Source organism: Nocardia sp. NPDC058518 (assembly GCF_042719655.1).
Lineage (GTDB): Bacteria > Actinomycetota > Actinomycetes > Mycobacteriales > Mycobacteriaceae > Nocardia.
The window spans coordinates 142,417-154,499 of the sequence record NZ_JBHXNJ010000018.1; the positions used below are offsets into that span (position 1 = coordinate 142,417).

Sequence of the window (12,083 nt, forward strand, 5' to 3'; positions counted from 1 at the left end):
TGTTCCGGCCCCGCGGGCGGTCCCGGAGCAGGAGGACGACCATGATCGACAACGACACTTCCAGGGGAACCGGTGGGTTCGGCGAGATTCTCGTCAGCTCACGCTCACTCGGCGAGTACCAGGCGATGTTCGCGCTCACCGAAGACGATCTCGGGCGCAGAATTCTGGACTGTCCGGGTGGTGCGGCAGGTTTCACCGCCGAGGTGAACCAACGTGGCGGTGATGTAACCGCTTGCGACATAGCCTATTTCGACAGAGGCATCGAACGCGTCGCTGCCACCGCTGTCGCCGAGGCCGACCGTGGCAACAGATATGTCCGCGAGCACGCCGACGCCTACCGCTGGACATTCTTCGCCGACCCCGACGAACACCACCGCGCCCGCCGCGAGTCGGCCGAACACTTCGCCGCCCACACCCGCACTTCGCCCGACCGCTACATCCCAGGTCAGCTCCCCACGCTCCCATTCGCCGACAACAGCTTCGACCTCGTCCTGAGCTCACACCTACTCTTCAGCTACGCCGACGACCTCGACTACGACTTCCACCGTCAGGCGATCACCGAACTGGCGCGCGTTGCCACCACAGAAATCCGGCTGTTCCCCTTGGTCCCCATCGGTTCTCAGGGGCGGTACGAGCAGCTCGAGAAGTTGCTTGCCGAGTTGACGCTCGTGGGCATTTCGAGCCGAATCGTGAAGGTGGACTACGAGTTCCAAGCGCACGCGGACGAGATGCTGGTGTGTGAGCTCGCGACTTAGGCACGGGGTCGGTCAGCGGCTGTGGTCCGACGCGGTGTCGTCGATCGCGCCGGTTCTGCGGTTGTGGTGGTCCAACAGCTTGGCCAAGAGTTCGGTCAGGTGGGCTCTCTCGCTGGGCGACAGGGGATCCAGGAGTTGTTCCTGGCTTTCGGCCAGCTGTTTCTCGAGGCGGCGTAGTTGGCGTTTGCCCGCGGTGGTGAGGGAGATGATGTTGCGGCGGCGGTCGGTGGGGTCGGGGGTGCGTTCGACGTGGTTGTGGTCGGCGAGTTCGTTGATGGTGGCGACCATGTCGCTGACGTGGATGCCGCTGCGGCGGCCGAGGGTGGCTTGGCTGGCTGGGCCGAATTCGTCGAGGGTGGCCAGGAGGCGGTAGTGGTAGCCGCGGGCGTCGGCGGCCGCGAAGCCATCGGTGACCAGGCGGTGGGCGTGGTTGGCGGTTTGGGTGAGTAGCCAGGTGGGCAGGTTTGCCCACCTGGCGGGGGCCGGCTCGGGCGGGTGCTCCATGTGACAACTCTAACAAATCGTTTGTATGACCAACGATCGCGATATCGTTGGTCATGCAAACGTTAGTCACCCAAACGTTGGGTGGGCGAAGGAGTCGAGACCATGATCGAACCGTTCCGCGTCGACATCCCGCAGGCTGATATCGACGACCTCAACGACCGGCTCGCCCGCACCCGCTGGCCCAACGAAATCGCCGATGCCGGCTGGGACTACGGCTTCCCGCTGGCGCGGCTGAAGGAACTCGCCGAATACTGGCGCACCGGCTACGACTGGCGAGCACACGAAGCGAAACTCAACGAACTCGCGCACTTCACCACCGAAATCGACGGCCAGAACATCCATTTCGTGCACGTCCGCTCGCCGAAGCCGGATGCGCTCGCGCTGATCCTCACCCACGGCTGGCCCGGCTCGTTCCTCGAATTCCTGGACGTGATCGAACCGCTCTCCCGCGACTTCCACCTGGTGATCCCGTCCATCCCGGGCTACGGATTCTCCGGACCGACGCATGAGCGTGGCTGGGATATCGCCCGGGTCGCGCGCGCCTGGGCGGAGTTGATGCGTCGTCTCGGCTACGAGCGCTACGGCGCGCAGGGTGGCGACTTCGGGTCGGGCATCTCCCAATCGCTCGGAGCTTTCGCGCCCGGCAACGTCGTCGGAGTCCACGTCAACTACCTGCCGACCCGGCCGAACCCGGACGTCGAACTATCCGATGCCGACGAAGCGCGACTCGACAAGGTCAAACAGCTGATGGCGAGCCGCCCGCCCTACCAGGCACTACAAGCCGCCACCCCGCAGACCATCGGCTACGCGCTCACCGACTCGCCGGTCGGCCAACTCGCCTGGATCGCCGAACGTTTCGCGCAGTGGACCGACCCACGCTCGCCGATCAGCGACGACCGGATGCTCACCGACATCTCCCTGTACTGGCTCACCGCCACCGCGGCGTCCTCGGCACGCCTACATCGCGAGTCCGCGCGGGGGAGCGTACCGTGCCCGGTGCCCGTCGGCGTCGCGGTATTCGCCCACGACATCACCCAATCGGTGCGCCCGCTGGCCGAGCAGCTCTTCGACATCAGGCACTGGTCGGAATTCGACCGTGGCGGTCATTTCGCCGCGATGGAGGTGCCGGACCTCCTCGCCGCGGACATCCGGGAGTTCTTCCTGCACAGCATCGACTAGGGAGGCTCTGGAGCTTCAGGGTCCCGAGACGCATGCCGCGCCTATCGGCTGTTGCGCGGTGTCGGCCGCCAGCACAGGGCTAGCAGCAGCGCCGCAGATACGACGCCGAGAACGACCGCGACGACCAGTGCCGCCATGCCGTCCGACTCGATCTCGAACAGATGATCAAACGACCAGCGACCCGGCCCGAGGGTGGCGGCGGCCACCGCCGTTGCGGCGAGGACGGCGGTGTACTCCCAGCCCTGACCTGACCGGAAGATGAAGAATCCGTTCCGCAGGTGCGCGGTGATCAAAGCGACCGTCATCGTCGAAACAACCGCGGCCGCCGCGAAAGGAGTGAGCAGTCCGACGATGAGAAGCAGGCCTGCCGCGATCTCGGTGGCCGTGGCGAGCACGGCGTGCAGCATTCCCGGACGCAGACCGATCGAGGCGAACCAACCGGAGGTACCGGTGAGTTTGCCGTCGCCCCAGGCGTGATTGACACCGTGGGCGAGGACGACAGTGCCGACGGTCAATCGGAGGATGAGGGCAGTGGTGTCGACAGAACTCACGCTGCCTGCTTCACCGCGTCGGTGACGGATTCGCGCGCGGCGGGTTGCCAGCCCGGAGGGGCGAACACGAAGCCGAGCCGATCCCGCCAACGGGTCGCGCGGCGAACGTCTCGGATGATGTTGCCGTACTCGTGATACTGCAGGCGCAGCACGTTGTACGTGCCGACCGGGGTGGTGAGACCGTACGTGGGGGTGTGCAGTTCCGGCTGGAAGGTGCCGAACATCCGGTCCCAGATGATCAGGATGCCGCCGTAGTTGCGGTCAAGGTATTCCGGGTCGCTGCCGTGATGGACGCGATGGTGGGACGGGGTGTTGAACACGAACTCGATCGGGCGCCACATCTTGTCGATGGTCTCGGTGTGGGTGAAGAACTGGTAGATGAGGTTGAAGGCGAAGGCCACATATATCGTCCACGGCGCGAAACCAAGTAGTGGCAGCGGCGCCCAGAAGATGGCCTCCGACCACGGGTTCCACTTCTGTCGCAGCGCGGTACCGAGGTTGAAGTACTCGCTCGAGTGATGCGCTTGGTGTGCGGCCCAGCCGATGCGGACACGGTGGGAGAACCGGTGATTGCAGTACCAGGCGATATCGACGACGAGCAGCAACAGCGGCCAGTACCACCAGGAGCCGGTGGGCAGCTTCCACGGCGCCAGCTCGGCGTACAGGATCACGAACACGACCAGGGTCGCCAGCTTGAACAGTGCCATCGCCGCCATCGCACCGAAACCCATGGTGATGCTGGTGCGGGAGTCGATAGCCGAGTAGCCCCGAGGCGTGTCGTCGGCGGCGGCGTGGCGCAGACTCGCCGCTTCGATGGCGATGAAGACGAGAAAAAACGGGACTGCGTAGATCAACGGGTTGTTGATGTGCTCCCAGAACGTGGACAGCAAGCCGACTCCTCATATAGACGTATGAGTAATTTACAAAATAGTAAATTCACTGTCAATCGTCTGCCCGGCCGATGACCGAACGGTCACCTCGTCTGTCCGTGAGGCGTGTGAGCAGGAGCTAGGGCGCGACGGGTTCCCCGGCGCGAAGGCGCTGATACCTGCCCTGGCCCGGCCGGATCGCACTCATCTGATCGGTCGACGGCAGTCGATGTACTCGAGGTAGGCCCTGCCGGTGATTGCGCGGCCCCGGTAGGTGCCGGTGTAGTCGTAGGTGCCGACAAACCCCGCGCCGAGCCCGTAGGAGTAGTCGCCGCCGGCCGTGCCCTCGATGGTGATCAGGTCTCGGCCCTCGTCGTCGAGTACTCGCCACGACAACGACTTCGGCAGGTGCATCACACGACCGTCGGGGGTACGCCGAGGCTCGGATTCGTACTCCTGGACCCGGAAATCGAATCCGCGGGTGTACACGCCGCCGTACCCGTCGAGGGAGCGCAGGTAGACCGACTTCTGGATCGGGAACCCGGCGGGGCCGAGGACCTCGACCAGCAACGCCTGGGTGCGGTGGTCGAGGTTGAGAACGTGGTAGGTGAAGAACTTGGCAGGCAGCTTGGGTCGTGTCGAGGCCGTCACGCTGTGCATGCCGACACCTGCGGCGTATTCGACGGTGCACAAACCCTGCACCTCGACACGCTCACCGCGATAGTCGAGATGACCGCGATAGGTCGACAACAGGCTCCAATGCCGGTACATCGCAGGAATGTTCGCGAAGTGGGCGACTTTGTCGGTGGCCTCGATCTCGAGTTCGACGGTGACCTCGGGGTGGGTTCGGCGCACCGTGAAACGCGGGTAGGTGCCGTCGATGACGAGGTCCTGGCCGAACCGGAGGTGGCTGCCGTCCGCGGCGAACTCGCAGTCGCGAGCGATGCTGTGCACGAGGAACTGACCGTCGGTCATGGATGCCGTCGCCGAGGAGGTGTACACGGTGTCAGATGGAGTAGTCGTGATCGCGTGATCGTTGGCGAAGATCGTCACTCCGGGGGAACCCGCGATCGACATGACCCCGAACGAACGGTGCGGCTCGGGCAGGTCGGGCACCATCACCCCGTAGTGCACCCAGTTCCGCCGCCGCCCCGACGGTGGGCTCATCGATCGGGTGGCATCGAACGGGGAACCGTTCACCCGCCCGGTCCGGTTCACCAATCCGACCAGCCGCTGCGCTGCGCTCACCGTTCATCCTCCATCGTTCATGCCCATTCGTCGGCGATATTACCTAAAAGTAATATCGCCGACGATGCACGTCAAGCGCGTCGGACGGCGACGACCGGGCGGGGAAATATGACAGGAGATGTCAAGGTTTTGGTCGAGGATGAGATTGACCGGTTGGCACACCTCCGAGAGATAAGAGACCCCCTTGCGTGAAACTCCAGAAGACCTCGCAGAGCTTCAGGCACTCCTCGACGCCTCCCTCACCAGCTCAACCTCGCACCTGCGCTCGATCATCGACGGCGAAAACACACTGACCGCGGAGAAACTCTCCGAGACTCTCACCGGCATGTGCACCCTCGCGCTGTCCACCGTGACGGCGAAGGGCGAACCGCGGATCAGCGGGGTGGACGGGCACTTCCTGCGTGGACGGTGGCACTTCGGTACGGCCCGCAATGCCGCGAAGGCTCGCCACCTCGCGGCCCGGCCGGCCGCCAGCGTCGCGCACATGCGCGGTGAGAACTTGGGCGTGTTCACGCACGGCGCGGTCGAGATCCTCAACCCGCTGGGCGGCGAGCCCTCCGGGGATTGGCCGGAGCTGCTCGCGTACTTCCAGGACTTCTACGGCGACGACGCCTTCGACTGGGACAGCGAGGTGGTCTACTTCCGCCTGCGTCCGCACTGGATGACCGTCTACGCGCCCGACATCGCGAGGCTCGCTACCTGACCATCGGAGCATCTGCGAACTGGGCCCAAATTGAGGGTTGCGCTATACGTATACATCTACTTATAGTGAGAGCAACACAATGTACGTATACATCTACGTACAAACCTCTAGCTCAGGAGTACAGATGCCTACTTTCCAGACACCGCAGCCGATCACCGTCGCCATCGATGTGCCCTGCGGTGATGTCACCGTGGTCGCCGCCGACCGAACCGACACTGTCGTCGAGGTCCGACCGGCCGATACGTCCAGCAAAGCGGATGTGCGTGCTGCCGAACAGATTCAGGTCGAGTTCGCCGGTGGCAAGCTGAGCGTCGAGGCGCCGAAGAAGTGGAAGACGTTCACACCGTTCGGTGGCAACCCGGTGGTCTCGGTGACCGTCGAGGTGCCGATCGGCTCCGTGCTCGACGCGACCGTCGCCATGGGTCGACTGGTGAGTATCGGCGAATTCGACCAGTCCGACCTGGAGGTATCCGCCGGTGACATCGTGGTCGAACGCCCGGGTGGTTCGGTGACCGCGAAGACCGCCAAGGGCAACATCCGCGTCGACGAAGCCTCCCGCGGGGTGCTCCGGCTCGAGACCTCGATGGGCGATCTCGAGGTGGGGATCCGTCCCGGCAGCGCGGCCCGACTGGAGGTCAACGCCCTGTACGGCAGCGTGCAGAACCGGATGGAACCCGTGGACCAGTCGCAGGGAAGCGGCGATGCCGTGCAGGTATTCGCGCGCAACCTGTACGGGAACGTCACCGTCGGACACGGAGCCCTCGTCTGACGCGGAAATGATCAAAGCTGGTGCGCCCGAAGCCATTCGCCTGCGACCTCGCCGTCCCCGACGATAATCGCATGGCCGACCGGCAGCACATGATGGGTCACCAGCGCTCCGGCACAACGCAACCGTCGCGACAGCCGCAGACCATCCCCGGATGATCTGCGGCTGTCGTACTTTCGGGGCGTGTGTCATCGGGTGAATGCGCCCGATTCCGCGGCGAGGGCGGTGGTGGTGGCCGTGCGGTCGGGTAGGTGGGGGTCGGGTGGGGTGCGTAGCAGGACCAGGTGGTGGTAGATCGGTGCGGTAGCGGCGATCAGGAGGGCGCGTGCGTCGACGTCGGGGGGAAGGTCGCCGCGGTGGATCGCTCGCTCGACGATGATCTCGGACTGGGTGTAGCGGTCATCCCATAGTCGCCGTAGTGCTCGGGCGGCTTCCTCGGATCGGAACGAGGCGGCGATCAGTGCCACCGCGAGGGACGGCTCCTCGGTCAGGGAATCCTGGATCTCGTGGTTGAGCGCCGCGAGGTCGCCGCGTAGGGAGCCGGTGTCGCGGGGGTGCCATGGCTGGTCGCTCGCCGCGTCGAAGAGGTCGGCGAGCAGGCCTCCGACGTCTTGCCAGCGGCGATACACCGTGGCGCGGTGCACGCCTGCACGGGTCGCGACGGCGTCCATGCTGAGTGCGTCGTAGCCGTGTTCGGCCAGCTCGGCGGTGACGGCGTCGAGCACCTGGGTTCGGATGCGGGCCGTTCGGCCCCCCGGGCGGGAGCGCGCCGGGGGAGCGGGCTCGGAACTATCCGATGCGGATCTCATTGTCGGCACACCGATCGCTTGACGGGCTAGAGCTGTCAACGTAGCTTAGTGCGACAGTTGTCGTATTAGGAAGCCTTTGGTGTTCGACCTCCACGGGCACCCGATAGCTCACGCGCCGAAGGAGTTTCGCTGTGCCCGACGATTCCACGCCTGTTCCCGCGGACCCGACCGTGCTGCACCCCATGCCGGACCAGCCGCGAGTAGTGCTGCTGAAGCCGCTGATCACCTCGCCCCTCATCGAGGTCGGCGAGTACTCCTACTACGACGACCCCGACGACCCGACCGCGTTCGAAACGCGCAATGTCCTCTACCACTACGGGCCGGAGAAACTGATCATCGGGAAGTTCTGCGCGCTGGGCACCGGAACGCGGTTCATCATGAACGGGGCCAACCACCGCATGGACGGCCCGTCGACCTTCCCGTTTCCCACCATGGGTGGCTCCTGGTCGAACCACTTCGACCTGCTCACCGGCTTGCCGAGCCGAGGCGACACCGTGGTCGGCAACGACGTCTGGTTCGGCAACGGCACGACGGTGATGCCCGGTGTGCGGATCGGCCACGGCGCGGTCATCAGCACCGGCTCCGTCGTCACCACCGATGTCCCCGACTACGGCATCGTCGGCGGAAATCCGGCCCGCCTCATCCGAACCCGCTACGACGACAGCGATGTCGCCCGGCTACTGGCGGTGGCGTGGTGGGACTGGCCCGCCGAGCACATCACCGCACACGTGCCGACGATCATGTCGGGCAGCATCGACGATCTGGAAGCCGCCGCCGAATCCCTGAAATGAGTGAAATGCCCTCTCGCCCAGCCCATATCGCGATGGTCGGCATCCCCATCGTCAGCCATGTCCTGCCGAGCCTCGAGGTCATCCGTGAGTTGGTGGCCCGTGGCCATCGCGTCACCTATGCCAACGACCCGGCTGTCGCAGACCTGATCACCGGAGCCGGTGCCGAGCTGGTCGAATGCACCTCGACACTGCCGGTGGCCGACAACAACTGGCCCGACGACCCCGTCGCGGTGATGAACCTGTTCCTCGACAATGCGCTACTGGCCCTCCCGCAACTGCGCGCGGCCTACGACCACGACCCCGCGGATCTCTATCTGTACGACATCGGCGCCTATGCCGGACGCGCCCTCGCCGAAGCCCAGGGCCGCGAGATGATGCAGCTCTCGCCCACTTTCGTGGCATGGAAGGGATACGAACAGGACGTGGCGGCACGGCTGCGCCAGCTACCAGGTGCCGACGCCTACCAGGCGAGGTTCGCCCGATGGCTCGCCGAGTGCGGTACCTCGACCACCGACGTCGACGACTTCTCCGGTTTGCCCGCCGATGCCCTGGCGCTGATTCCCCGAGCGATGCAACCACACGCCGACCAAGTCGACTCCGACACAGTGACTTTCGTCGGCCCCTGCTTCGACACACGCCAGTCAGCGGGTTGGGCGCGCCCCGCCGACGCGGAGCAGGTACTGCTGATCTCCCTGGGTTCGGCGTACACCCGCCAACCGGAGTTCTACCGCCAGTGCCTGAAAGCCTTCGGCAACCTGCCCGGCTGGCACGTGGTCCTGCAAATCGGCAAACACACCGACCCGAACGAGCTCGGCGACATCGCGGCCAATGTCGAAGTGCACTCCTGGGTTCCCCAGCGGGCGATCCTGGAACGAGCGGACGCTTTCATCACCCACGCCGGCATGGGCGGCTGCGGTGAGGGGCTGCTGGCGGGTGTCCCGATGATCGCCGTACCCCAGGGGGCCGAGCAGTTCATGAACGCGGACCGGCTCGTCGAATTAGGCGTGGCCCGCCGCATCGACACCCCGGACGCCACCGCCCAGAACCTTCGGGCCGCCCTGGACGACTTGGTCGGCGACCCAGAGGTCGCCCGCCGCTCGGCGCAGCTGCGCACCGAAACAAAAGCCGAAGGCGGGACCACGCGCGCCGCCGATCTCATCGAAAACATGTTGGGCTGAACCGCATCCAGCGGTATCCCCCCGTAATTGCTCGTGCCCTATTTGTGGGTCGTCGAATGAGACAACCATCCCATTGTGCACAGCGACATTTCATGGCCTGCCCTCATGGAGTCGGTCCGCTGCCGACGCTGTGACCTGGGGTGGGCCGTCTGCGATGGCAGAACGAGCGCGTGACTTGTCCGGTGCAGGTGGTCCGCTCGACTTCCCCTTTGTGCGAAACGGCATTTTATGTCCTTTCCGGCGGGCCCATAGCGTCGCATTCATGGATTGGAATCTTCAGTCGGCAGAAGAACTCGCGACCTCTTTGCGTACCGGTGAGGTGACATCGGTGGAACTGACCGATGCGGCGATCGCCCGGATCGAGCGCGACGACAAGACGATCAACGCGATCTGTGTGCCGGACTTCGACCGTGCTCGGGCCGCCGCGCAGCGGGCCGATCAGGCGCGCGCCCGCGGTGAGGATCGGCCGCTGCTCGGTATTCCGGTGACGGTCAAGGAGTCCTACAACATCGCTGGGCTGCCCACGACCTGGGGCATGCCGCAGCACGCAAACTACGTACCGACCGAGGATGCCGTACAGGTGTCACGGCTCGAAGCCGCCGGGGCAGTGATGCTCGGCAAGACCAATGTGCCGTTGGGACTGCAAGATATCCAGAGCTTCAACGAGATCTACGGCACCACCAACAACCCGTGGGACCACACCCGTACGCCGGGCGGATCCTCCGGCGGATCGGCGGCGGCCTTGGCGTGCGGATTCGGCGCGCTGTCCATCGGTTCCGACATCGGCGGTTCACTGCGCACCCCGGCGCATTTCTGCGGGCTCTACGCGCACAAGCCGACACTCGGTCTGGCGGCGAACCGCGGAATGGTCGCACCGCCCGCCTCGGCATTGCCGGTCGATCTCGACCTCGCCGTTGTCGGTCCGATGGCGCGCACTGCCCGCGACCTCACCCTGCTTCTCGATGTCATGGCCGGACCGGACCCACTGACACACGGTATGGCGTACGACCTGACACTGAGGCCCGCGCGCCACGAGCGGCTCAGCGATTTCCGTGTCCTGGTCCTCGACGAGCATCCGCTCATCGCGACCGGGAGCGCGGTGCGGGCAGGCGTGAACCGGGTGGCCGACGCGCTTGTCGACGGCGGTGCCCGCGTCGAACGGCACAGTCCGTTGCTGCCCGATCTGACCGAAGCCGCGGCGCTCTACATGCAGTTGCTGTTCTCGGGCGCCGTCGCAAGCTTTCCCGTCGAAGCGTACGAGCAACTTCGGACCCGCGCCGCCGGACTGAGCACCGACGACCGGAGTCTCGTCGCAACGCGGCTGCGCGGCATGGTTCTCACCCACCGCGACTGGCGCGAGGCGAACAACGGTCGCGAACTCCACCGCCACGGCTGGCGGCAACTCTTCGCCGAGTTCGATGCCGTGGTTTGCCCGATCACCCCGACTCCCGCATTCCCCCACGACCACCACCCCGATCTGCTGGCACGCCGAATCGACATCGACGGCGTCGAATACCCGTACCTCGACCAGCTCGTCTGGGCAGGTCTGGCCACCATGCCCGGCCTACCCGCCACCGCCATACCTACGGGCAGGTCCGCCGAGGGCCTGCCGGTGGGAGTGCAGCTCGTCGGTCCGATGTTCGAGGACCGCACCCCGCTGCGGCTGGCCGAACTGCTCGAGCAGAAGATCGGCGGCTTCCGAGCACCATTTCGTGAGTAGGTTCGTACAGGATGAATACCGAAGCCGGCATCGAACCGGAAATCCGCACGGCTGCCGGAGTTGTGCGTGGCAGGCGGGAGGGCACTCTGGCGGTCTTCCGCGGCATCCCCTATGCCGAGCCGCCGGTCGGCTCACACCGATTCCAGGCTCCCGTCCCGGTGCGGCGGTGGGACGGGACGCGCGACGCATCGAAGTTCGGTCCACCGGTTCCGCAGACGACCCACGCGGGCTCGGTGATGACGGCGGAGTTCGGTAGTACCGCAGATGGTTCCGCCGACTGTTTGACGCTCAATGTGTGGTCACCCGACCTCGGTGATGCCCGGCTTCCGGTGATGGTGTGGATCCATGGTGGTGCCTACCTGGAAGGCTCCACCGGCAACCCGGATGCCGACGGTGCGACGCTCGCCGAAGAGGGCGTGGTGATGGTCAGCATGAACTACCGCACCGGAGTGGAGGGTTTCGCCCACATCACCGGTGCCGTGGACAACCGCGGCATTCTCGATCAGACCGCCGCACTGCGGTGGGTGCAGGACAACATCGCAGGCTTCGGTGGAGATCCGGGCAATGTCACCGTCTTCGGTCAATCCGCCGGCGCCGGCTGCATTGCCGCGCTGCTGACGATGCCGACGGCAGCCGGGCTGTTTCGTCGTGCGATCGCCCAGAGCGTCCCGGGCACCTACTTCTCTCCACGGCTCGCCGGCGCGATTACCGCGACGATCGCCGCAGAACTCGGCACCCAGGCCACCCTCGGTGAACTGGCCCGTATTCCGCCGCGGTCGCTGCTCGCTGCGACGGACACGATCCTGCGGAAGATGCCCGGATTCGTCGACTCGTGGGGACCTATGGCGCTGACGCCGACACCGTTCTCGCCCGTCGTCGACGGTGACCTTCTCCCACATGCTCCGTGGCGCGGGGGGGGGGGGGGGGGGCGCCCCCCCCCCCCCCCCCCCCGGGCGGACCACCACCGGCGCAAAAACCACCAAAAGGGGCGCACGCGCCGGGGGACAGGC

Annotated in this window: 13 protein-coding genes; 8 read left to right on the plus strand and 5 right to left on the minus strand. The window is 65.7% G+C overall.

What is annotated here, in order from left to right; all coding sequences use genetic code 11:
- Positions 1–41 precede the first annotated feature (41 nt).
- Positions 42–755, plus strand: a complete 714-nt coding sequence (locus ACFWPX_RS27340) for a class I SAM-dependent methyltransferase (protein WP_378930263.1) — start codon at positions 42–44, stop codon at positions 753–755.
- A gap of 12 nt (positions 756–767) precedes the next feature.
- On the opposite strand, the gene ACFWPX_RS27345 is transcribed toward ACFWPX_RS27340, so the two are convergent.
- Positions 768–1,259: a MarR family winged helix-turn-helix transcriptional regulator gene (locus ACFWPX_RS27345; RefSeq protein WP_378930264.1), complete on the minus strand. Its 492-nt coding sequence runs from the start codon at positions 1,257–1,259 to the stop codon at positions 768–770.
- Between the two features lie 102 nt (positions 1,260–1,361).
- Here ACFWPX_RS27345 and ACFWPX_RS27350 point away from each other — a divergent pair, with 102 nt between their 5' ends.
- Complete coding sequence (locus ACFWPX_RS27350) at positions 1,362–2,438, plus strand: epoxide hydrolase family protein (protein WP_378930266.1); 1,077 nt, start codon at positions 1,362–1,364, stop codon at positions 2,436–2,438.
- 41 nt (positions 2,439–2,479) lie between these two features.
- Here ACFWPX_RS27350 and ACFWPX_RS27355 read toward each other — a convergent pair whose 3' ends face one another.
- From ACFWPX_RS27355 to ACFWPX_RS27365, 3 genes are all read right to left on the minus strand, one after another.
- Positions 2,480–2,989, minus strand: a complete 510-nt coding sequence (locus ACFWPX_RS27355; RefSeq protein ID WP_378930268.1) for a DoxX family protein — start codon at positions 2,987–2,989, stop codon at positions 2,480–2,482.
- On the minus strand, positions 2,986–3,879 hold the full coding sequence (locus ACFWPX_RS27360; protein ID WP_378930270.1) for a sterol desaturase family protein: 894 nt from the start codon (positions 3,877–3,879) through the stop codon (positions 2,986–2,988). Before ACFWPX_RS27360 ends, ACFWPX_RS27355 begins: the two co-directional genes overlap by 4 nt.
- Positions 3,880–4,062: 183 nt before the next feature.
- Complete coding sequence (locus ACFWPX_RS27365) at positions 4,063–5,106, minus strand: DUF6670 family protein (RefSeq protein ID WP_378930272.1); 1,044 nt, start codon at positions 5,104–5,106, stop codon at positions 4,063–4,065.
- 184 nt (positions 5,107–5,290) lie between these two features.
- Between ACFWPX_RS27365 and ACFWPX_RS27370 the strand changes: the two genes are divergently transcribed.
- Positions 5,291–5,809 (plus strand): pyridoxamine 5'-phosphate oxidase family protein, encoded by a 519-nt coding sequence (locus ACFWPX_RS27370; protein ID WP_378930274.1) that lies wholly within the window; start codon positions 5,291–5,293, stop codon positions 5,807–5,809.
- A gap of 124 nt (positions 5,810–5,933) precedes the next feature.
- Entirely contained in the window at positions 5,934–6,578 is a 645-nt protein-coding gene (locus ACFWPX_RS27375; RefSeq protein ID WP_378930276.1) for a GIN domain-containing protein, read from the plus strand.
- 185 nt (positions 6,579–6,763) lie between these two features.
- On the opposite strand, the gene ACFWPX_RS27380 is transcribed toward ACFWPX_RS27375, so the two are convergent.
- A complete protein-coding gene (locus ACFWPX_RS27380; protein WP_378930278.1) occupies positions 6,764–7,300 on the minus strand; it encodes a TetR/AcrR family transcriptional regulator in 537 nt (178 codons plus the stop codon).
- A gap of 266 nt (positions 7,301–7,566) precedes the next feature.
- On the opposite strand from ACFWPX_RS27380, the gene ACFWPX_RS27385 reads away from it, so the two are divergent.
- The 4 genes from ACFWPX_RS27385 to ACFWPX_RS27400 all read left to right on the plus strand — a co-directional run.
- Complete coding sequence (locus ACFWPX_RS27385) at positions 7,567–8,175, plus strand: CatB-related O-acetyltransferase (protein ID WP_378930331.1); 609 nt, start codon at positions 7,567–7,569, stop codon at positions 8,173–8,175.
- A 5-nt stretch (positions 8,176–8,180) separates the two neighbouring features.
- Positions 8,181–9,353 (plus strand): macrolide family glycosyltransferase, encoded by a 1,173-nt coding sequence (locus tag ACFWPX_RS27390; RefSeq protein WP_378930280.1) that lies wholly within the window; start codon positions 8,181–8,183, stop codon positions 9,351–9,353.
- A 262-nt stretch (positions 9,354–9,615) separates the two neighbouring features.
- A complete protein-coding gene (locus ACFWPX_RS27395) occupies positions 9,616–11,073 on the plus strand; it encodes an amidase (protein WP_378930282.1) in 1,458 nt (485 codons plus the stop codon).
- 11 nt (positions 11,074–11,084) lie between these two features.
- The coding region (locus tag ACFWPX_RS27400; RefSeq protein WP_378930284.1) for a carboxylesterase family protein at positions 11,085–12,083 on the plus strand (999 nt) is incomplete at its 3' end.